The sequence below is a fragment of the Kitasatospora sp. NPDC094015 genome, assembly GCF_040304075.1.
Lineage (GTDB): Bacteria > Actinomycetota > Actinomycetes > Streptomycetales > Streptomycetaceae > Kitasatospora.
The window spans coordinates 396,307-416,291 of record NZ_JBEOUL010000003.1 but is presented as its reverse complement, the minus strand read 5'-3'; the positions used below and the strand labels follow the sequence as shown (position 1 = coordinate 416,291).

Here is a 19,985-nt window from a genome sequence, read left to right as displayed (position 1 = left end):
TCCCTCATGCCCAACACCGGTCTCTCCGGTCGCTACCGCAGGGCGACGTACGCCGTCGCCGCCGCCGCGGGCCTGCTCGGCACGGTGCTCGTGCCCGGCGTCGCCCAGGCGCACGGCCACCACCAGCCCAAGGTCGTCGACCTCCAGCTGCTGGCGATCAACGACTTCCACGGCAACCTGGAGCCCCCGGCGGGCTCCTCGGGCACCATCAAGGAGATCGACCCGGTCACCAAGCAGACCGTGTCGACCCCGGCCGGCGGCATCGAGTACCTGGCCACCGCGCTGCGCCAGGCCCGCAAGGGCCACGACAACTCGCTGACGGTGGCGGCCGGTGACATCGTCGGCGCCAGCCCGCTGATGTCCGGCCTGTTCCACGACGAGCCGACCGTCGAGGCGATGAACAAGCTCGGCCTGGACGTCACCAGTGTCGGCAACCACGAGTTCGACGAGGGTGCCAAGGAGCTGCTGCGGCTCCAGAACGGCGGCTGCCACCCGACCGACGGCTGCTACACCAAGGGTCGCAAGTTCAAGGGCGCCGACTTCGAGTACCTGGCCGCCAACGTCACCGACGAGAAGACCGGCAAGCCGATCCTGGACCCGTACTGGGTGACCAAGGTCGACGGCGTCAAGGTCGGCTTCATCGGGGTGACGCTGGAGGGCACGCCCAACATCGTGACCGCCGAGGGCGTCAAGGGCCTCAAGTTCGGCAACGAGGTCACCACGATCAACAAGTACGCCGCGGAGCTCAAGCGCAAGGGCGTCGACTCGATCGTGGCCCTGATCCACGAGGGCGGCTACCCGGCCAGCCCGGTCTACGACTTCGACTGCGGCGCGGGCGGCTCCGGCGTCTCCGGCCCGATCGTGGACATCGCCAAGAAGATCGACCCGGCCGTCGGCGCGATCGTCACCGGCCACACCCACAACGCCTACGCGTGCAGCATCCCGGACCCGAACGGCGTGCCGCGCTCGGTGACCAGCGCCGCCTCCTTCGGCCGGCTCTACACCGAGATCGACCTGAAGCTGGACAAGCGCTCCGGCGAGATCATCCGCCCCTCGGTCACCGCCGCCAACCACGTGGTGCGGCAGAGCCTGCCCAAGGCCGAGGACATGACCAAGCTGATCGCGTACTACAACAAGCTGGCCGCCCCGATCGCCAACCGCCCGCTCGGCTTCATCGGCGCGGACATCAACGGCCGCGGCTCCCTCGACTTCGAGAAGCCGCTCGGTGACGTGATCGCCGACGCCCAGCTGGCCGGCCTGGCGCCCAAGGACAAGGGCGGCGCGCAGATCGCCTTCATGAACCCCGGCGGCATCCGCTCCGACCTGGTCTACAAGGCCTCCGGGGCCGAGGGCGACGGCGTGGTGACCTACGGCGAGGCGTTCACCGTCCAGCCGTTCACCAACATGATGCAGGTCAAGACGCTCACCGGGGCCCAGCTGGTGCAGCTGCTCCAGCAGCAGGTCAGCGGCCTGAACGAGGCCTCGCCGAAGATCCTGCAGAACTCGGCCGGCTTCAGCTACACGCTGGACCTGACCAAGGCCGGCGCCGCCCGGATCGTGGTCGACTCGGTCAAGCTGAACGGCGCCCCGATCGACCCGGCCGCCTCGTACCGGGTCGCGGCCAACGAGTTCCTGGCCGGTGGCGGCGACGGCTTCCCGGCCTTCGCGGCCGGCACCGACAAGCTGGTCGGCGTCTCCGACCTCGACCTGTTCGCCGCCTACCTGGGCGCCAACAGCAAGGCCGGCGCCCCGCTGCCGGTCCCGGCGCAGGACCGGATCAAGATCATCGGTAACGGTCAGGACCAGGACTGACCGGTCGCGGCACAGCGGGGCGGGGCACCTCCGGGTGCCCCGCCCTCGGCGTTCCCGGCCCGGGGCCGGTCAGTCCTGCCCCTGGGCACCGTCGGTGTCCGGGCGGTCCGGCTGGCCGGGCAGGCGCAGGGTGGCCAGCGCGCCCGGGGCGCCGTCCGCCGCCGGGCCGAGCGCGACCTCGCCGCCGCTGTCCCGGACGGCCTGCGCCACGATCGACAGCCCCAGCCCGGAGCCCGGCAGCTGCCGGGAGGACGGCGAGCGCCAGAACCGGTCGAAGACGTACGGCAGTTCCTCCGCCGGGATGCCCGGACCGTGGTCGCGGACGGTCAGCCGGCCGGCCCGCAGCGCCACCTCGACCGTGCCGCCGCTCGGGCTGTACTTGACCGCGTTGTCCAGCAGGTTGATCACCGCCCGCTCCAGCGCCGGCCCGTCGCCGTGCACGTACCAGGGCTCGACGGCGAGCTCGAAGGTCAGCCCCGGGCCGCGCAGCCGGGCCCGGTCGACCGCCCGGTGGGTGATCTCGTGCAGGGCGAGCACGCTCAGGTTCTGGCCCGGCTTGGGCGAGTCCGGGCGGGAGAGCTGCAGCAGGTCGCCGATCAGCAGGGTGAGTTCCTGCATCTGCGCCTTCATGTTGGCCAGCATCTTCGCCCGGGTCGCGGGTGGCAGCGCGCGGCCGGTGTCGTCGCTGCGGATCAGCAGGTCGACGTTGGTGCGCAGCGAGGTGAGCGGGGTGCGCAGTTCGTGGCCGGCGTCGGCGATCAGCCGGGTCTGGCGCTCGCGGGAGTTGGCGAGCGCGGTGGACATGGAGTTGAACGAGGTGGCCAGCCGGGCGATCTCGTCGCTGCCGTGCACCGGGATGGTGGTGCCGACCTCCTCGGTGCGGGCGATGTGCTCGACCACCCCGGTCAGGTCGTCCACCGGCTTCAACGCCGACCGGGCCACCAGCCGGCCGATGAACCCGGCGCCGACGGTGCCGACACCGACCACGCCGAGCAGGATCAGCGCGAGGTTGTTGAGCGAGTTCTGGACGTTCTCGATCGGAAGGGCGACCAGGGCGACGTACTGCTTGATGGTCTGGTTGGGCAGTCGGACGTCGATCGGAACGACCCGGACCACGGCGGCCGTCCCGTCGGCGTACTCGCCGTCCCGGAAGCCGGCGGTGTGGCCGCCGATGGCGGCGAGGTCGCCCGGTTCGGTGCGGATGGCGTGCGCGTCCCCGTCCTGGAAGCAGGCGGAGCCGTCAGGGGCGATCAGTTCGATGTCCCACTTGAGCGGGCGCAGCGGGATGCCGTCCGGGGAGCGCCGGGCCGCGGCCAGGGCGGCGGCCGGGGTGGAGTCGCAGGTGAAGGAGTTCTCGCGCCGAGAGGGGCCGACGAACAGCGAGTCCGCCTCCGTCAGGTTGCTGTGGACCTGCTCGTACAGCCGGTCGCGGACCAGGAACCAGCAGGCCAGGGCGGACAGGGCGATGGCGATCGCCACCGCGGCGGCGGTCAGCATGGAGAGCCGGCTGCGCAGCGAGCGGCCCCGGTACCACCCGACCGGGCGCAGGCGCCGGGGTCGCTTCGGCGGGTGGGTGGGCCTCGGCGGGACGGCGTCGCTCACGCCGCTGCGCCGTTGGCGCTGCGCAGGGCGTAGCCGACGCCGCGGACGGTCTGGATGACCCGGGACATGCCGCCCTGCTCGGTCTTGCGCCGCAGGTACATCACGTACACGTCCAGGGAGTTGGAGGAGGGCTCGAAGTCGAAGCCCCAGACCGCCTTGAGGATCTGTTCGCGGGTCAGCACCTGCCGCGGGTGCGAGAGGAACATCTCCAGCAGCATGAACTCGGTGCGGGTGAGCTCGATCGGGCGGCCCTCGCGGGTGACCTCGCGGGTGGCCAGGTTCATCCGCAGGTCGGCGAAGGCGAGCACCTCGCTGTCGTCGGTCTCCACCGAGGCCCGGGCCGCGGCCTCGGCGGCCAGGGCGTTGCGGCGCAGCAGGGCCCGGACCCGGGCGAGCAGTTCGTCCAGTTCGAAGGGCTTGGCCAGGTAGTCGTCGGCGCCGACGTCCAGGCCGGTGACCCGGTCGCCGACCGCGTCCCGGGCGGTGAGCATCAGGACCGGCACGGCGTCCCCGCGCGAGCGCATCCGGCGGACGGTGGTGAGCCCGTCCATCCGCGGCATCATGATGTCGAGCAGGACCAGGTCGGGCCGCTGGCGCTCGACCGCCTCCAGGGCCTCGTAGCCGTCGGTGGCGGTGGCCACCTCGTAGCCCTCGAAGGCGAGGCTGCTCTCCAGGGCGTCCCGCAGCGCGGGTTCGTCGTCGACCACCAGGACGCGGGCGGTGGGGCCCGCGGCCTCGGCAGGGGTGCGGTCGTCGGCGGGGGGATTCATGGGCTCGGGCCCTTTCTGAGTCCGTACGGTGTGGCCATTGTCCTGCGGGGAGGGCCGTTTCAGAGGTTCTGACCGGCCTGCATCTTGCTGAGCACCTGCTTGACGTCGTCGATCGGGATGGCGAAGCCGAGGCCGACGCTGCCCGCGCTGCTGGAGCCCGCGGTGGAGCTGGAGCCGCCGGCCGAGTACATCGCGGAGTTGATCCCGATCACCTGGCCGTTGGCGTTGAGCAGCGGGCCGCCGGAGTTGCCGGGGTTGAGCGCGGCGTCGGTCTGCAGGGCCTGGTAGGTGGCGGTGTCGCCGGTCGCGGCGGAGCGGTTGCCGGTCAGGCCGGGCAGGTTGGGGAAGCCGAAGCCGCCGTTGCCCTGGGTGGCGCCCTCGTCGACCTGGACGGAGACCTTGCGGTCCTTGGCACTGATGATGCCGGAGGTGACGGTGCCGGTCAGGCCTTCGGGGTTGCCGATGGCGACCACCGAGTCGCCGACCTGGACGTTCGAGGAGTCGCCGAGGACGGCGGGGGTCAGGCCGCTCACCCCGGTGGCGTCGATGACCGCGACGTCCAGCGACTTGTCGGTGCCGGTGACGGTGGCGGCCGCCGTCCTGCCGTCGCTGAAGGTGACGGTGGTCTGCCCGCCCTCGGAGACGGCGCCGGAGATCACGTGGTAGTTGGTGAGGATCTGGCCGCCGGAGGTGAGCACCACGCCGGTGCCGGTGGCGGTGCCGCCGGCGGTCTTCACGGTGATCTGGACGACGCTGGGGGAGACGGCGGCGGCGACCGCGGCGACGTTCGCGGTGCCGTCGGACTTCGCCGAGACCGGGCTGACGATGGTGGCGGCGGCGGAGTGGCCGTCGCGGGCCTCGGCGAGCACGCCGCCGGAGACACCGCCGATCAGCGCTGCGACGCTCGCGACCGCGGCGACCAGCAGCAGCCGGCCCTTGAGCAGGCCGCGGCGGGCGTGGCTGCCGCGGGCGGCGTGCGCCCCCGGTTGGGCGTGGCCCTGGGGGTCGGTGTGCTCGGGCGGGGTGGGCGGCTCGGGGGCGTCGCTCCAGGCCTGCTGGTGCGGGCCGTCCTCGGCCCGGAACACCGTGCCCTCCAGGACGTGTGCGGTCGGTGCCTCGGCGGGCTGCGGCGGCGCCCAGCCGGGCCGGCCGTACGGGTCGTGGCTGCCGTGGCCACCGGGGGCGCCGTGGGCGTCCTGGGTGCCGTACGGGCCGGTGACGCCGTGGGCGTCGTCAGGGTGCTGCTGGCCGGGGTTGCTGCGCTGCTGCTCGCTCATGGAGCAAAGGTCCGCCCGGATCATGAGGATCCGATGAGAGTCGGGTCAGAGCCTTCCGAGAAGCCCGTTCGGTTCTCATAAAGCCTGGTCAGCGTACGGATCGCGGCCGGGCCCCCGCGGCGGGGATCACCGCTGGTCGGGGGACCCGCAGCCGCAGGAACGCCGGACCACCAGGTGCGAGGGGAACTTGCGGACCCGCTCGGTGCCGGAGCCGGGAACCATCAGCGAGTCGTCCAGCACCAGGTCGACGGCGGCCCGGGCCATCGCGTCCCGGTCCGAGGCGACGGTGGTCAGCGGCGGGTCGGCGAGCGCGGCCTCGGGGATGTCGTCGAAGCCGGCCACCGCGAGGTCCTCGGGCACCCGCAGGCCGACCTCGCGGGCGGCCCGCAGCACGCCGATCGCCTGGTCGTCGGTGGAGCAGAAGATGGCCGGCGGGCGCTGCGGGGAGCGCAGCAGCTTCACCGCGACCTCGTAGGCGCCGTAGCGGTGGAAGGGGGCGTCCACCAGGTTGGGCTCCACCGGCAGCCCGTGCGACTCCATGGCGCGCTGCCAGCCCTCGACGTGGTCGATGACCGGGTCGCCGGGCGCGGGGGACTCCACCGGGCCGCCGAAGCAGACCACGTACGGGTGGCCGTGCTCCTCCAGCAGGTGGCGGACGGCGACCTCGGCGCCGACCACGTCCTCGGTGACCACCGCGACGTCGTCGATCGCCTCGGGGCGGCGGTGCAGCAGCACCACCTTGGCGCCCTCCATGGCGGCGAACTCCTCGGCGGCGCGCTGCGAGGGGCCCTGGCTGACCAGGATCAGGCCGGACACCCGCATGCCGAGGAAGGCGCGGACGTAGTGCACCTCGCGGTCGTCGACGTAGTCGGAGTTGCCGATCAGGACGAGCTTGCCGCGCTCGGAGGCGGCCCGTTCCACGGCGTGCGCCATCTCGGCGAAGAACGGCTGCCGGGCGTCCGGCACCACCATGCCGATCAGGTTGGTGCGGCGGGAGGCCATCGCCTGGGCGACGCTGTTCGGCCGGTAGCCGAGCTGCTCGATCGCCGCGAGGACCTTCTCCCGGGTAGCGGGCGCGACCGGGCGCGGCCCATTGTTGATCACGTAGCTGACGACCGCGGTCGAGGTCCCAGCCAGTCGGGCTACATCGTCGCGCGTCACCTTGGCCACGCAGGGAGTCTACGCGGGTCGCACGGTCGCGCCATGAGCGGAGTCACGGTGCTTTCGGCGGGGCCGCGCCGGATCCGGGCATACCGGGGCAAGGCGGTGCGGCCTGCGGGCCGAGCCGATGCGGCCGGCGGGGTGCGGCCCGCCGGCCCGGCCGGTTCAGAGCTGTCGCGACGCCGCGCCGGAGCGCTCCTGGGCGCCGCCGGAGCGGTCGGCGCCGGAGCGGTCGCCGCCCGAGCCGGCGGCCCGGTCGCCCTTGTCCGCCTTGTCGGGCACCACGAAGCGGTAGCCGACGTTGCGCACGGTGCCGATCAGCTGCTCGTGCTCGACCCCGAGCTTGGCCCGCAGCCGCCGGACGTGGACGTCCACGGTGCGGGTGCCGCCGAAGTAGTCGTAGCCCCAGACCTCCTGCAGCAGCTGGGCCCGGGTGAAGACCCGGCCGGGGTGCTGGGCGAGGTACTTCAGCAGCTCGAACTCCTTGAAGGTGAGGTCGAGCACCCGGCCCTTGAGCTTGGCCGAGTAGGTGGCCTCGTCGACCGAGAGGTCGCCGTTGCGGATCTCCATCGGGCTGTCGTCGACCGAGACCTGGAGCCGGCCGGTGGCCAGCCGCAGCCGGGCCTCGACCTCGGCCGGGCCGGCGGTGTCCAGCAGGACGTCGTCGATGCCCCACTCGGCGGTGACGGCGGCCAGGCCGCCCTCGGTGACCACCAGGATCAGCGGGCACCCGATGCCGGTGGACCGCAGCAGCTGGCACAGGCTGCGGATCTGCGGCAGGTCCCGCCGGCCGTCGACCAGGATGACGTCCGCACTGGGGGTGTCGACCAGGGCCGACCCCTCGGCGGGCGCCACCCGGACGTTGTGCAGCAGCAGCCCGAGGGCCGGCAGCACCTCGGCGGACGGCTGCAGGGCGTTGGTGAGCAGGAGGAGAGAACTCATACCCGGTAGTCCCCTTTCCGGGTCGTCGCGTACGCGGGGCGTCGGGGGCGGTGGCGGCCCGGCGCCGCGTGGCGGGGTGGGGGAACGTCCGCAGGGTGAGATCCGGCCGGCCCGGCGGGACGCACGGCGGCGCGGAGCCGGTGCCCGGGGTCCCGCAACCCCTGGCGCTCCGCCGCTGCCCTGCCCATCCGTGAACCTTCCGGTCTGTGCCCGCGCCGGGCGGGGGCCCGGCGCCGATTGCTTCACCCCGGCGCGGCGGCGGCACACCGTTGTACCGCGTGCGCGGGGTGGCCCTCGCGTACGGCGCGGGTGGGGCGCCGTTCGCAAGGACGTCCGTACTGGCGTCCTGAAAGCACAAAAGGACCCGGGGGCGACTCTGCCCGGATCCCTTACGCCCTGAGCTTAGCCGACCACACCGCGCTGCGGGAGGGCGGAACGGGCGCCGGCGGGCCGTTGCGGGCCCCGCGGGCCGTGACCTCCGCCACCAGGTCGAGCTCTCCGCCGGCCCCGGGGCGACCTGGGGTGTTGTCACCCGGCCGGGTGATGGGGTCATCATGGGAGCCGCACCGGCCGCACCGTACGTGTACACCTTTGGCGTGGGCGGCCCGGCGCAGGAGCCGGCCGCCGCACCGGGCGAGGATCACTGGAAGGGGTTGCCATGACTGCGACCACCGATGTGCTGCCCGCGTCCGGCTCACCCGCACGGGTGAGCGGCACCGTCCGCTACTGGGCCGCGGCCAAGTCCGAGGCCGGGATCGCCGAGGAGCCCTACCTGGCCGCCACACTGGCCGAGGCGCTGGCCGGGGTGCGCGCCCGGCACGCGGACCGGCCCGGACTGCTGCGGGTGCTCGGGGTCTGCTCGTACCTGGTGGACGGCGATCCGGTCGGCACCCGGGACCACGCCGGGGTGCCGCTGCGGGCCGGGGGCACCGTCGAGGTGCTGCCGCCCTTCGCCGGCGGCTGAGCGGGCGGCTCCGGGTGGGCAGCTCTGGGTGGGCGGCTCTCGGTGGGCGGCTCCGGGTGGGCGGGCCGCCCGCGGCAGGAGCGGGTGGCTCAGGAACCATCGCCCCCGGCGAGATCGTCGTATCTCCGTACTGCTGTGAGGATGGACCATTGCGGCGCCGTACGGCGGTGACGACCCCTGGGGGAGTGAGATGCGCGGCTGGCTGAAGCTGACGATCGGTCTCGGTGTGCTGGCCGGCCTGCTGGTCGGGGCGGACCGGGTCGCGGTCGGGGTGGCCGAGGACGAGGCCGCCGACCGGCTGGTGAGCAGCGGGCGGCTGAGCACCCGGCCCAGCGTCTCGATCGACGGGTTCCCCTTCCTCACCCAGGCGGTCTCCGGCGAGTTCGACGGCGTCCGGCTGTCGGCCGCCGACGTGCAGGTGAGCGACGGGCGCCAGCAGGTCGCGGTGCACGGGTTCACCGCGCGGCTGTCCGGGGTGACGGTGGGCGGCTCGTACCGCAGCGCGACCGTGCGCAGCGCCACCGGCAGCGGGAAGATCTCCTACCCGGACGCCGCGAAGCTGGTGCAGGGGGCGGACCGGTTGGCGTTCTCGTACGGGGGGCCGGGCAAGGTGAAGGCCTCGCTGGCCGGGATCTCGATCGGCGAGGGCAACGTGCACAGCGAGGGCAACACCGTGGTCGCCGACGGCTTCCAACTCACCGTCCTGGCCTCGGCGTTGAACGGGAAGGTGAAGGACCTGCTGGCGCCCCGCAGCTTCACCCTGACCAACCTGCCGGCCGGTCTGAGCCTCGCCGGGGTGACCCCGGAGCAGGACGGTCTGCTGCTGGACTTCCGCGGCAGCGACGTCCGGCTGATCGGCTGACCCGCCGGGCCCGGCCCGCTCCGCCGTCCCGCTCCGCGAGACGGCCTGTCCAGCATCGGTGTGCGCGGTGGCCCACCGGGCCCGTTCGGGCCGCCCCTCGACCGCGCCGCTCGGGTGTCCCGGCGGCCGCGGTGGGTGAAATCCCGGCATTCGGTCGTTCTGATCTCACTATTCGACACACTGATGACAGCGGCCCCGGACTGTCCCTAGCATCGTCGTCATGAAGCGACAGGCGGATCTCACGAAGCGGCGGGCGGTAGACCTGTGCCGCGTGTCCACCTGCCTGTGTCGAATGCGCTGACCGGGCAGTTCTGACCGGTATCTCCGGCCCGCCCGACCCGCTGCGACATCCCGACCCGCGATAGTGGTCGGCGTTCGCACCCCCAGCTCCCGCGCCACCGGCCCAGGCCTCCCGCACTCCGCCCTGTCCCAGTATTCGGACAGAAGTCCGGACGGGTGCGTCCCGGTGCCCCCTGAACAGCCTCTTCCGCCAACCGCCCCCGGATGGAGAAACCACCATGAGCCGCAGCGACGTCCTGGTAGACGCCGACTGGGTCCAGGCCCGCCTGGACGACCCGAAGGTCGTCGTCGTCGAGGTCGACGAGGACACCTCCGCGTACGACAAGAACCACATCCGCAACGCCGTCCGGATCGACTGGAAGAAGGACCTCCAGGACCCGGTCCGCCGCGACTTCATCGACCAGGCCGGCTTCGAGGCGCTGCTCAGCGCCAAGGGCATCGCCAACGACGACACCGTGGTGCTCTACGGCGGCAACAACAACTGGTTCGCCTCGTACGCCTACTGGTACTTCAAGCTGTACGGCCACGGCGACGTGCGCCTGCTGGACGGCGGCCGCAAGAAGTGGGAGCTGGACTCCCGCGAGCTGGTCGTCGAGCAGCCCGAGCGCGCCCGCACCGAGTACCGCGCCCAGGCCGTGGACTCCTCGATCCGCGCCTTCCGCGACGACGTGGTGAACGCGATCGGCAGCCTCAACCTGGTCGACGTCCGCTCGCCCGACGAGTTCTCCGGCCGCCTGCTCGCCCCGGCCCACCTGCCGCAGGAGCAGTCGCAGCGCCCCGGCCACGTGCCGAGCGCCCGGAACATCCCGTGGGCGAAGAACGCCAACGACGACGGCACCTTCAAGAGCGACGACGAGCTGCGCGCGCTCTACTCCGCCGAGGGCGTCGACCTGGCGAAGGACACCATCGCCTACTGCCGGATCGGCGAGCGCTCCGCGCTCACCTGGTTCGTGCTGCACGAGCTGCTCGAGCAGCCGAACGTGAAGAACTACGACGGCTCCTGGACCGAGTACGGCAGCCTGGTGGGCGTGCCGATCGCGCTCGGCGACAACTGAGCTGCGGCTCCACCGTAAGGAAGGGAAGACACGACATGTGCGGTGCGAAGGCCGGCGGCCCGGACCTGGCAGGAGTTGACGTGGCCAGCGAGACGATCATTCAGGGTTCGGTGACCCGGGACGAGGAGCCGGTGCACGGCTACGTGCGCCTGCTCGACCAGAACGGCGATTTCACGGCGGAGGTGCCCACCTCGGCCACCGGACAGTTCCGGTTCTTCGCCCGCCCGGGGACCTGGACGCTGCGCGCCCTGGTCCCCGGCGCGAGCGTCGACCGGGTGGTGGTCGCCGCCCAGGGCGAGCTGACCGAGATCGCGATCGCGGTCTGAGTCCACCGGTGCACGATCGAGGGCCCCTGCCGAGCGGGGGCCCTCGGTCATACCCTGGAAGGGTGCGGGCTCACCGGCGCCACGTGCGCTACTTCGTGATGATGGGGGTGTGCCTGGGCCTGTTCGTGCTGGCCTGGGGCGCGGTGCGGTTCTGGTCGGTGCCGGCCGCGATCGGGATGTGCGTGGTCGCGATGGTGATCCCGCCGCTGGCGGCGGTGTTCGCCAACCGGCGCGACCCCGAGGACGACTGGTGGAACGACCCGCGCTGGGACGACCCGAAGTGGGACGAGCCCGGCCACGACCGGGACCACCCCGACCACGAGCAGCACTAGCGGACCCGGACCCGGGTCAGTAGACCAGCGCCTGCACGCCGTCCGCCATGATCTCGCTGACGAAGACCTGCGCGCCCGCGATCCGGACGCCCTCGACGGTGTCCTTCTCCCCGATCCCGCGCCGGGTCGCGCACTGGGTGCACAGCGTCACCGTGCCGGCCGCCAGGACGGAGTCCAGCAGGTCCGGCAGCGGGGCGGCGTGCGGCAGCTCGAACTCGGCCGCCCGGCCGGGCAGCGCGAACCAGGAGGACTCCCCGGTCAGCCAGAGCGAGACCTCGACACCGCTGGCGACCGCGACCGCGGCCACCGTGAAGGCCTGCGAGCAGCGCTCCGGCGCGTCCGCCCCGGCGGTGACCTTGATGACCAGCTTCTTCGACATGGGCGACACCCTAGCCCGACGTGGTGGGGCTCACCGTGAGCGCGGGATCACCGCCGGATAGACTCGGCCGCGTCCGCCCCGTATGCCTACGCCGTCAATGGGAGCACCCCGTGTCCGGTCTCGAAATCTTCTTCGACAGCCTGCTGGCTCTGATGGCCGTGCTGATCACCTGGTTCGCGATCTTCTCGGTGATGAAGCTGTACCAGGGCCAGCGCTGACCCCGACTGCCGTACGGTTGATGGCGAACCCGTCCCGACGACAGTGACCAGGAACATGATCGAGATCCCTTCCGACCTCCACAAGGACGTCGTCCCGCTGGCCTTCCTCCTGGGTACCTGGGAGGGCGCCGGGGTGCACGACTTCCCCGGCAGCGAGAAGTGCAATTTCGGCCAGGAGGTCGTCTTCCGGCACGACGGCCGCCCCTTCCTGGAGTTCCGCTCCCGCACCTGGGTGCTGAACGAGCAGGGTGAGAAGGTCCGGCCGCTGGAGAACGAGCACGCCTTCTGGCGCGTCACCAGCAATCAGCACGGCAGCAGCGGTGAGCGCGAGGTCGAGGTCTCCTCGCTGCGCGACGACGGCACCGTGGAGATCTGGTACGGCCGGCTGCACGACGGCAAGCCGCAGATCGACCTGGCCACCGACGCGGTCGCGCGGATCGAGGGCTCGGCCCCGTACAGCGGCGGCAAGCGGCTGTTCGGCCTGGTCGGCGAGGAGCTGCTCTGGGTCGGAGAGAAGACCGCGCCCGAGGTGCCGCTGCGGCCGTACATGTCGGCCCAGCTGAAGAAGGTGCTCAACCCGGCCAAGCTGATCCAGGACATCGCGGACCTTCCGGACGACGGCATCGCCTTCTTCCGCTGATCCCGCCGGTCCGCTCCCGCGGTGCCGCAAGCTGAGGGACCGACCGCCCGGTCGGTCCCTACACTTGTCTCACGACCTCGACCGGCAGGGACGACACCGTGGCCAACACCGACACCCCCGCAGAGCTCCAGCCACTCGCCGACTGGAAGACCGACCTGCGCGAGCGCGGCTACCGGCTCACCCCGCAGCGCCAGCTGGTCCTGGAGGCGGTGGACGCCCTCGACCACGCGACGCCGGACGAGATCCTCTCGCACGTCCGCAGGACCGCGAGCGGGGTGAACATCTCCACCGTGTACCGCACGCTGGAGCTGCTCGAGGAGCTCGGCCTGGTCTCGCACGCGCACCTCGGGCACGGCGCCCCGACCTACCACCTGGCCGGTCGCCACACCCACCTGCACCTGGTCTGCCGGGACTGCGACCGGATCACCGAGACCGACACCTCGATCGCGGCCCCGCTGATCGACAGCCTGCGCACCCAGCACGGCTTCGACACCGACCTCAAGCACTTCGCGATCTTCGGTCGCTGCGCCGACTGCACCGCGAAGCGGGAGCAGTCCCAGGCCGGTTGACCGCGCGACGTAAGCTGGCCGGTATGAAGAGCCCGCTGCTTGCCCTGCCCGGTGCCGTCCCCGCGGAGGGGGCCGACGAGGGCGTCGCCGCCCACTACGGCAACATCTTCCGCGAGCAGCGCGAGCTCGCCGAGGGCCGCGGCTTCGTCGACCTCTCGCACCGCGAGGTGCTCACCGTGACCGGGGACGACCGGCTGGCCTGGCTGCACCTGCTGCTCACCCAGCACGTCAGCGAGCTGCCCGCGCAGCAGGCCACCGAGGCGCTGGTGCTCTCCCCGAACGGCCACGTGGAGCACGCGCTCTACCTGGTCGACGACGGGGCCACCACCTGGGCGCACGTCGAGCCGGGCACCGGGCAGGCGCTGATCGCCTACCTGGAGAGCATGAAGTTCTTCTACCGGGTCGAGGTCACCGACGCGACCGCCGACTTCGCGGTGGTGCACCTGCCGGCCGGCTCCACCGCCTCCGCCGAGGGCGCCGCCGCGGTGCGCGAACTCCCCTACGGGCGGGACCTCTTCGTACCGCGCGCGGAGCTGTCCGCGCTCACCGCCGGTTACGGCCCGGCCGCCGGCGTCTGGGCGTACGAGGCCCTGCGGGTGGAGGCGCACCGGCCCCGGCTCGGCTTCGAGACCGACCACCGCACCATCCCGCACGAGGTGGACTGGCTGGGCAGCGCCGTCCACCTGCAGAAGGGCTGCTACCGCGGCCAGGAGACGGTCGCCCGGGTGCACAACCTGGGCCGGCCGCCGCGCCGCCTGGTCTTCCTGCACCTGGACGGCACCGAGGAGAAGCTGCCCGCGCACGGCGCCGAGGTGCGGCTGGCCGCGGACGGCGGCGAGGGCCGCCCGGTCGGCTTCGTGACCTCCTCGGCCCGCCACCACGAGCTCGGGCCGATCGCCCTGGCGCTGGTGAAGCGGAACGTCCCGGTGGACGCCGTCCTGCTGGCCGGTACCGTGCCGGCCTCCCAGGACGTGGTGGTCCCGCAGTAGGGCCGGGCCGGCTCAGACCTCCAGCAGCACGGTGAACGGACCGTCGTTCACCAGCGACACCTTCATGTCGGCGCCGAACCGCCCGGTCGCCACCTCGGCGCCCAGCGCCCGCAGTTCGGTCACCACCGCGTCCACCAGCGGTTCGGCGACCGGGCCGGGCGCCGCCGCGTTCCAGGTCGGGCGGCGGCCCTTGCGGGCGTCCCCGTAGAGCGTGAACTGGCTGATCACCAGCAGCGGCGCGGCCAGGTCGGAACAGGACCGCTCCACCCCGTCCTCGGCCGCGAAGAGCCGCACCGTCCAGAGCTTGCGGGCCAGTTGGGCCGCCTGCGCCGGGGTGTCCTGGTGGGTCACCCCGACCAGGACGCACAGCCCCGGACCCTCGATCGCGCCGACGCGCTCGCCGTCCACCGTCACGGCCGCCTGGGCCACCCGCTGCACCACTGCTCGCATGCGGCCATTCTGCCGGAGGCGCGAAGACCTCCCGCGCGCGCCGGGGTGGTGTGCCGTGCGCCCCAACGGGCGCGGGCCTGCCGGGGGATTGCCCCGGTCGTATCAGCCACCCCCGTTCGCCACGGGGCCGTTCGGGTGCTCAGGCGTGCACATGCCCGGCCGGGGTGGCACGCTGTCGGACGGCGCCGCACGGTGGACCGGCCCGCCGGGCGCGGGCGGCTCGTACACCCGTACCGGGCGGTATCGCCCGAGTGGGTGGAAGCGGGAGACCGGGGGAACCCTCGGGGCGGACCGGGCGTGCTCCCGTACGGACCCCGTACGGGAGTCAGGGCGGGATCGGATCACGGCAGGTGGCTGGATGATGGACGCGAGCGGGACGGCCCGGGAGCAGGCCGGGTGGATCGGCCGGTTGGGTCTGGATGAGCTGCGCGCCCTCCGGCGGGACGCCCAGGAGCAGGAGGCCGACCTCTCGTACCTGCGCCGGCTGCTGCACGGCCGGATGGACATCCTGCGGGCCGAGCTCGACCGCCGGCAGGTGCCGCTGGACGAGGCCGCGCTCGGCCGTCCGGCCGTCGGCCCGCTGCTGGACCGGCTGCCGGCCATCCTGGCCGACGCGCCGTCCTCGGTGCGCCGCCCGGCCCGGCACGTCACGCTCGGCCCGCCGCGCAGCCAGCAGGCCAGGACGGAGGCCGACGAACTGATGGGCGACGTGCAGCTGGCCGACCTCGGCGCGCACCCCACCGCCGAGCTGCTGGCCGCCGTGGAGCGGCTGGCCGAGCACGAGCGCGGGGTCTCCGGCCGCCGCCAGCTGCTCCAGCGGACGGCCGACGACTGCAGCGCCGAGATCACCCGCAGGTACCGTGAGGGGGAAGCACGGGTCGACGACCTGCTCACCGGGGGCTGACGGCGTCCGTCGGGGGCCGGGGCGGGGCGGCGGCCGGGCCACCCTCACCCTGTGCCCCTGGAACCCTGGAGTCACCCTCATGCCGCAGTCCGCCGCCCTGCCCGCCCTCGCCGAGGTCGTCCGGTCCGGATTCACCGAGGGCCGCCACCGCGGCTCGCTGGTCCTGCTGGCCGCCGACGGCACGGTCGACCTCGCGGTCGGCGACCCGGACGCACCGGTCTTCCCGCGCTCCACGGCCAAGCCCTTCCAGGCCGTGGCCACCCTGCGGGCCGGTCTGCCGATCGAGGGTGAGCTGCTCGCCCTGGCCGCCTCCAGCCACTCGGCAGAAACGTTTCACCTGGACGCCGTACGGCGGATACTCGCCGAGGCCGGCCTGACCGAGGCCGACCTGCAGACCCCCGCCGACCTGCCGCTGGACGAGGCCGAGGCCGAACTCCTGCTGCGCCGAGACGGTGCCCGCAGCCCGATCCTGATGGACTGCTCCGGCAAGCACGCCGGCTGGCTGGCCGCCTGCGTCGCCAACGGCTGGGACACCGCGGGCTACCTCGACCCGGCCCACCCGATCCAGCTGCTGGCCCGCGAGGCGCTCGCCGAGGCCACCGGCGAAGCCCCCGCCCACCTCGGCACCGACGGCTGCGGCGCACCGCTGCTCGCCGTCTCGCTCACCGGCCTGGCCCGCGGCTACCGCGCGCTGGTGCTGGCCGAGCCCGGCAGCGCGCCGCGCCGGGTGGCCGACGCGATGCGCAGCCACCCCGAGTACGTGGCGGGCACCCGCCGCGCCGACACCTGGCTGATGCGGGCGGTGCCGGGCGCGCTGTCCAAGATGGGCGCCGAGGCCGTCCAGGTGGTCGCGCTGGCCGACGGGCGGGCGCTCGCCTTCAAGATCGAGGACGGCGCGGAGCGGGCCCGCGGCCCGGTGCTGGCCGAGGCGCTGCGCCGGCTCGGCGTGGAGCACGAGGTGCTGGCGCGGATCGGCGCGCAGCCGCTGCACGGGGGCGGCGCGGTGGTCGGCGAGGTCCGGGCCGCCTTCTGACCGTCCGCGGCGACCGGCCTGGTGGGTGCCGACCGGCGCTCCCCGGCCGGACCGCTCCGGCGCGCGGGGCGGAGCGGGGTACGGCACGGTGGACCGGGGGGCCGTCGCCCACGCCGTACCGGACCGCTCAGGAGAGTGCCATGTCGGACCACATCTACCGCGTCACCGAGATCGTCGGCTCCTCCAGCGAGGGCGTCGACCAGGCGATCAGGAACGGCGTCGACCGGGCCTCCCGGACGCTGCGCAACCTGGACTGGTTCGAGGTGGTCCAGGTGCGCGGGCACATCGCGGACGGCCGGATCGAGCACTTTCAGGTCGGGCTGAAGGTCGGTTTCCGGCTCGACGACGAGGGCTGAGCGGGAAGCGGTTCCCCGGCCGTCGCCCGGTCGGGGAGCACCAGCGGCGCCCCCGTGCGCGGGTGGTCCAGCACCTCGACGGGATGGCCGTAGACCTCGCTCAGCAGCGGCCCGGTGAGCACCTCGCGCACCGGGCCGTCGGCCACCGCCCGGCCGGCGGCCAGCAGCACCACCCGGTCGGCGTAGGCCGCCGCCAGCGACAGGTCGTGCAGCACCACCACCACGGCGTCCCCGGCGGCGGCCCGCTGCCGGGCCAGACGCAGCACCAGCTCCTGGTGGCGCAGGTCGAGCGCGGCGGTCGGCTCGTCGAGCAGCAGCAGACCGGCCCGCTGGGCCAGCACCCGGGCCAGCGCCACCCGGGCCCGCTCGCCGCCGGAGAGCGCGGTGAACGGGCGCTCGGCGAAGGCCGCCGTCCCGGTCAGCGCCAGGGCCTCGGTGACCACCTCCTCGTCCTGGGCGGCGGCGGGGGTGCCGGCCCAGGGCGCGCGGCCCATCCGGACCACCTCGCCGACGGTGAACGGGAAGGACAGCTCGGCGGCCTGCGGCAGCAGGGCGCGGTGCAGGGCCAGTTCGGCGACCTTCAGCTCCGCCGCCGGCCGGCCGGCCAGCAGCAGCTCCCCGGCGGTGGGGGCGAGGTCGCCGGCCACCACCCCGAGCAGGGTGGACTTGCCGGCGCCGTTGGGCCCGAGCAGGGCGAGCAGCTCGCCCGCGCGGACCGTCAGGTCCACCCCGGCCAGCAGTTCCCGGCCGCCGAGCGCGAGCCGCAGCCCGCGCCCCTCGACCACCACGGCGCCGGGCTCGGCCCGGTCCGGTACGCGGCGTCGCCTCATGCCCAGCCTCCCTGGCGGCTCCGGGTGCGGCGCAGCAGCCAGAAGAAGAACGGGCTGCCGATCAGTGCGGTGAGCACGCCGAGCGGGAGTTCGGCGGGCTGCGCGACGGTGCGGGCGGCGAGGTCGCCGGTCACCAGGACCAGCGCGCCGCCGAGCATGCCGGCGGGCAGCAGGAAGCGGTGGCCCGGCCCGGCGGCCATCCGCAGCAGGTGCGGGACGATCAGGCCGACGAAGCCGATCACGCCGCTGACCGAGACGGCGGCCGCGGTGAGCAGCGCGACCACGGTGATCAGGGTGAGTCGCATCCGTTCGACGTCCACCCCGAGGTGGCGGGCCGGGCGTTCGCCGAGCGCCAGCAGGTCGAGCTTGCGCGCGTACAGCGGGGCGACCACCAGGCCGACCAGGGCGAACGGCAGGATGCCGAGCACCTTGCCCCAGGTGGCCTGGGCGAGCGAGCCGAGCTGCCAGAAGGTGACCTGGTTGATCGCGGCGCTGTCGGCGGTGAAGAGGAAGATGCCGATCAGGGCGCCGCAGAAGGCGTTCACCGCGACGCCGGTGAGCACCAGGGTGACCACTTCCGTCCGGCCGCCGGAGCGGGCCAGCGCGTAGACCGCGAAGACGGTGACCAGGCCGGCGGCGAAGGCGCAGACGGTGACCGTCCAGCTGCCGAGGGCGTCCAGGCCGAGCACGATGCAGGCGACCGCGCCGACCGCGCCGCCGGAGGAGACGCCGATCACGCCGGGCTCGGCCAGCGGGTTGCCGAAGACGCCTTGCATCAGCGCGCCGGCGCAGCCCAGCGAGCCGCCGACCAGCAGGGCGAGGACCACCCGGGGCAGTCGGACGTTCCACAGCACCGATTCGGGGACCCGGTCCAGGGCGTGGCCGCCGACTCCGATCCGGTGGGCGAGCGAGGCGAGGATGTCGCCGAGCGGGATGCCGTAGGCGCCGACCCCGGCGGCGAGCAGGGCGGCGGCCGGGACGGCGACGGCCAGGCCGGCGGTGAGCAGGGTGGTCCGGGCCGGGCGGCGGGCCGCGGTGGCTGCGACGGCGGTCATCCGGCGGCCCCGCGGGCGAGCTGGTCGGCGATCGAGCGCAGCACCTGCGGGGTGCGCGGGCCGTAGCTGAGCAGCATGCCGTCCTCGACGGACACGATCCGGCGGTCCAGGCCGGCCGGGGTCTGGGCGACGCCGGGCAGTTTCAGCAGCCCGTCGACGCCGCCGACCGACTCCAGCCCCTTGCTCATCACCAGGATCGCGTCGGGGGCGGCCTTCACCAGGGCTTCGCTGGTGAGCGGGGTGAAGTCGCGGGTGAGGCCGGCCGCGGTGCCGGCGTCGACGGCGCCGACCGCCTCCAGCAGCGAGCCGGCGCCGGACTGCGCGCCGCCGATCAGGTAGACCGAGGCGGAGCCGCGCAGGTAGAGGAAGGCGACCTTGGGCCTGCTGCTGGTGGGGGCGATGGAGGCCTGCACCTCCTTGGTACGGGCGTCGGTGCGGGCGGTGAGCTCCTGCCCGGCGGCCGGGACCCCGAGCGCGGCGGCGACCTTGGCGATCCGGCCGTCCACGTCGGCGAGTTGCTTGGCGTCGTCCAGGACGATCAGCGGGACGCCGGCGGCGCGGATCTGGTCGACCGCCTCGGCGGGGCCGGTGGAGCGGTCGGCCAGCACCACGGTGGGGTGCAGGGACAGCACGCCCTCGGCGGAGACGTCGTGGGCCTGGGTGATCACCGGTAGCGCGGCGGCCTGTTCGAAGGTGGTGGAGACGTCGCGGGCGACCACCCGGGAGCCGAGGCCGAGGCTGAAGACGATCTCGGAGAGGCTGCCGCTGAGCGGGATGATCCGGTCGGCGCTGACCACGGTGACCTGGCGGCCGTCGGCCGAGGCGGTGGTGGCCGGCAGGGCCGGGGCGGGGGTGGTGGCGATCGGCTCCACCCGGTCGGCGGTCGCGGTGGTGGCGGGGGCTGCACCGGGGTGCCCGGCGCCGCCGGCGGTGGTGCAGGAGACGGCCGCCAGCAGCAGGGCGGCGGCCGCGATCCGGGCCCGGAGTCTGGTGGTGCCGATCAAGTGCCGTCCCTTCGTTGGCCCTTGGGCCGGTGGTGGTCCTTGGCGAACTGTTGACCGGCCATGACCTCGAATGCATATATTAGGTTAGCCTTACCTTGGATGCGCAAGGGGTGGGTCGCCGCCGCCCCTGCCGCCCGCATGCCCTCCCCCTGCCG

23 protein-coding genes are annotated in these 19,985 nt (G+C 73.6%); 13 read left to right on the top strand and 10 right to left on the bottom strand.

Going from position 1 to position 19,985, the window contains the following annotated elements; genetic code table 11:
- Nucleotides 1–6: 6 nt before the first annotated feature.
- Complete coding sequence (locus tag ABT014_RS06180) at nucleotides 7–1,812, top strand: bifunctional metallophosphatase/5'-nucleotidase (protein ID WP_350637449.1); 1,806 nt, start codon at nucleotides 7–9, stop codon at nucleotides 1,810–1,812.
- Nucleotides 1,813–1,881: 69 nt separating this feature from the next.
- Here ABT014_RS06180 and ABT014_RS06175 read toward each other — a convergent pair whose 3' ends face one another.
- The 5 genes from ABT014_RS06175 to ABT014_RS06155 form a co-directional block, all read right to left on the bottom strand.
- Nucleotides 1,882–3,414 (bottom strand): sensor histidine kinase, encoded by a 1,533-nt coding sequence (locus ABT014_RS06175; RefSeq protein WP_350637448.1) that lies wholly within the window; start codon nucleotides 3,412–3,414, stop codon nucleotides 1,882–1,884.
- Nucleotides 3,411–4,184 (bottom strand): response regulator transcription factor, encoded by a 774-nt coding sequence (locus ABT014_RS06170; protein WP_350637447.1) that lies wholly within the window; start codon nucleotides 4,182–4,184, stop codon nucleotides 3,411–3,413. The genes ABT014_RS06175 and ABT014_RS06170 overlap by 4 nt, the downstream gene beginning before the upstream one ends.
- 59 nt (nucleotides 4,185–4,243) lie before the next feature.
- Nucleotides 4,244–5,461 carry a S1C family serine protease gene (locus ABT014_RS06165; protein WP_350637446.1) on the bottom strand — a complete coding sequence of 406 codons (1,218 nt, stop codon included), beginning with the start codon at nucleotides 5,459–5,461 and terminating at the stop codon, nucleotides 4,244–4,246.
- A 126-nt stretch (nucleotides 5,462–5,587) separates the two neighbouring features.
- Complete coding sequence (locus tag ABT014_RS06160; RefSeq protein WP_350637445.1) at nucleotides 5,588–6,631, bottom strand: LacI family DNA-binding transcriptional regulator; 1,044 nt, start codon at nucleotides 6,629–6,631, stop codon at nucleotides 5,588–5,590.
- Nucleotides 6,632–6,787: 156 nt separating this feature from the next.
- A complete protein-coding gene (locus ABT014_RS06155) occupies nucleotides 6,788–7,564 on the bottom strand; it encodes a response regulator transcription factor (RefSeq protein WP_350637444.1) in 777 nt (258 codons plus the stop codon).
- Between the two features lie 658 nt (nucleotides 7,565–8,222).
- Between ABT014_RS06155 and ABT014_RS06150 the strand changes: the two genes are divergently transcribed.
- The 6 genes from ABT014_RS06150 (at nucleotide 8,223) to ABT014_RS06125 (ending at nucleotide 11,403) form a co-directional block, all read left to right on the top strand.
- The gene (locus ABT014_RS06150; protein ID WP_350637443.1) at nucleotides 8,223–8,528 is read left to right on the top strand and encodes a MoaD/ThiS family protein; all 306 of its coding nucleotides are present in this window, start codon (nucleotides 8,223–8,225) and stop codon (nucleotides 8,526–8,528) included.
- Nucleotides 8,529–8,718: 190 nt separating this feature from the next.
- Nucleotides 8,719–9,390: an LmeA family phospholipid-binding protein gene (locus ABT014_RS06145; protein WP_350637442.1), complete on the top strand. Its 672-nt coding sequence runs from the start codon at nucleotides 8,719–8,721 to the stop codon at nucleotides 9,388–9,390.
- Nucleotides 9,391–9,610: 220 nt separating this feature from the next.
- On the top strand, nucleotides 9,611–9,691 hold the full coding sequence (locus tag ABT014_RS06140; RefSeq protein WP_350637490.1) for a putative leader peptide: 81 nt from the start codon (nucleotides 9,611–9,613) through the stop codon (nucleotides 9,689–9,691).
- A 217-nt stretch (nucleotides 9,692–9,908) separates the two neighbouring features.
- Nucleotides 9,909–10,745 carry a sulfurtransferase gene (locus ABT014_RS06135; RefSeq protein ID WP_350637441.1) on the top strand — a complete coding sequence of 279 codons (837 nt, stop codon included), beginning with the start codon at nucleotides 9,909–9,911 and terminating at the stop codon, nucleotides 10,743–10,745.
- Nucleotides 10,746–10,780: 35 nt separating this feature from the next.
- Nucleotides 10,781–11,071 carry a DUF1416 domain-containing protein gene (locus ABT014_RS06130; protein ID WP_350637440.1) on the top strand — a complete coding sequence of 97 codons (291 nt, stop codon included), beginning with the start codon at nucleotides 10,781–10,783 and terminating at the stop codon, nucleotides 11,069–11,071.
- A gap of 62 nt (nucleotides 11,072–11,133) precedes the next feature.
- Nucleotides 11,134–11,403, top strand: coding sequence for a DUF3099 domain-containing protein (locus tag ABT014_RS06125; protein WP_350637439.1), 270 nt, complete (start codon nucleotides 11,134–11,136; stop codon nucleotides 11,401–11,403).
- A 16-nt stretch (nucleotides 11,404–11,419) separates the two neighbouring features.
- Here ABT014_RS06125 and ABT014_RS06120 read toward each other — a convergent pair whose 3' ends face one another.
- Nucleotides 11,420–11,782 carry a DsrE family protein gene (locus ABT014_RS06120; protein WP_350637438.1) on the bottom strand — a complete coding sequence of 121 codons (363 nt, stop codon included), beginning with the start codon at nucleotides 11,780–11,782 and terminating at the stop codon, nucleotides 11,420–11,422.
- A 273-nt stretch (nucleotides 11,783–12,055) separates the two neighbouring features.
- Here ABT014_RS06120 and ABT014_RS06115 point away from each other — a divergent pair, with 273 nt between their 5' ends.
- The 3 genes from ABT014_RS06115 to ygfZ all read left to right on the top strand — a co-directional run bounded on the left by ABT014_RS06115 (nucleotide 12,056) and on the right by ygfZ (nucleotide 14,198).
- Nucleotides 12,056–12,640 carry a heme-binding beta-barrel domain-containing protein gene (locus ABT014_RS06115; RefSeq protein ID WP_350637437.1) on the top strand — a complete coding sequence of 195 codons (585 nt, stop codon included), beginning with the start codon at nucleotides 12,056–12,058 and terminating at the stop codon, nucleotides 12,638–12,640.
- A 98-nt stretch (nucleotides 12,641–12,738) separates the two neighbouring features.
- Nucleotides 12,739–13,209, top strand: coding sequence for a Fur family transcriptional regulator (locus tag ABT014_RS06110; RefSeq protein WP_350637436.1), 471 nt, complete (start codon nucleotides 12,739–12,741; stop codon nucleotides 13,207–13,209).
- Nucleotides 13,210–13,232: 23 nt separating this feature from the next.
- A complete protein-coding gene (ygfZ, locus tag ABT014_RS06105; RefSeq protein ID WP_350637435.1) occupies nucleotides 13,233–14,198 on the top strand; it encodes a CAF17-like 4Fe-4S cluster assembly/insertion protein YgfZ in 966 nt (321 codons plus the stop codon).
- Between the two features lie 12 nt (nucleotides 14,199–14,210).
- Here ygfZ and dtd read toward each other — a convergent pair whose 3' ends face one another.
- Nucleotides 14,211–14,648, bottom strand: coding sequence for a D-aminoacyl-tRNA deacylase (gene dtd / locus ABT014_RS06100; protein WP_350637434.1), 438 nt, complete (start codon nucleotides 14,646–14,648; stop codon nucleotides 14,211–14,213).
- Nucleotides 14,649–15,006: 358 nt separating this feature from the next.
- Between dtd and ABT014_RS06095 the strand changes: the two genes are divergently transcribed.
- From ABT014_RS06095 to ABT014_RS06085, 3 genes are all read left to right on the top strand, one after another.
- Nucleotides 15,007–15,552, top strand: coding sequence for an RsiG family protein (locus ABT014_RS06095; RefSeq protein ID WP_350637433.1), 546 nt, complete (start codon nucleotides 15,007–15,009; stop codon nucleotides 15,550–15,552).
- 79 nt (nucleotides 15,553–15,631) lie between these two features.
- Nucleotides 15,632–16,585: an asparaginase gene (locus ABT014_RS06090; protein WP_350637432.1), complete on the top strand. Its 954-nt coding sequence runs from the start codon at nucleotides 15,632–15,634 to the stop codon at nucleotides 16,583–16,585.
- 140 nt (nucleotides 16,586–16,725) lie between these two features.
- Nucleotides 16,726–16,941 (top strand): dodecin, encoded by a 216-nt coding sequence (locus tag ABT014_RS06085; protein WP_350637431.1) that lies wholly within the window; start codon nucleotides 16,726–16,728, stop codon nucleotides 16,939–16,941.
- Here ABT014_RS06085 and ABT014_RS06080 read toward each other — a convergent pair.
- The 3 genes from ABT014_RS06080 to ABT014_RS06070 are packed head-to-tail and all read right to left on the bottom strand — an operon-like array spanning nucleotide 16,896 to nucleotide 19,830.
- On the bottom strand, nucleotides 16,896–17,771 hold the full coding sequence (locus ABT014_RS06080) for a heme ABC transporter ATP-binding protein (protein ID WP_350637430.1): 876 nt from the start codon (nucleotides 17,769–17,771) through the stop codon (nucleotides 16,896–16,898). The genes ABT014_RS06085 and ABT014_RS06080 overlap by 46 nt on opposite strands.
- Nucleotides 17,768–18,826: a FecCD family ABC transporter permease gene (locus tag ABT014_RS06075; RefSeq protein WP_350637429.1), complete on the bottom strand. Its 1,059-nt coding sequence runs from the start codon at nucleotides 18,824–18,826 to the stop codon at nucleotides 17,768–17,770. The genes ABT014_RS06080 and ABT014_RS06075 overlap by 4 nt, the downstream gene beginning before the upstream one ends.
- A complete protein-coding gene (locus ABT014_RS06070; protein WP_502894856.1) occupies nucleotides 18,823–19,830 on the bottom strand; it encodes a heme/hemin ABC transporter substrate-binding protein in 1,008 nt (335 codons plus the stop codon). Before ABT014_RS06070 ends, ABT014_RS06075 begins: the two co-directional genes overlap by 4 nt.
- Nucleotides 19,831–19,985 lie beyond the last annotated feature (155 nt).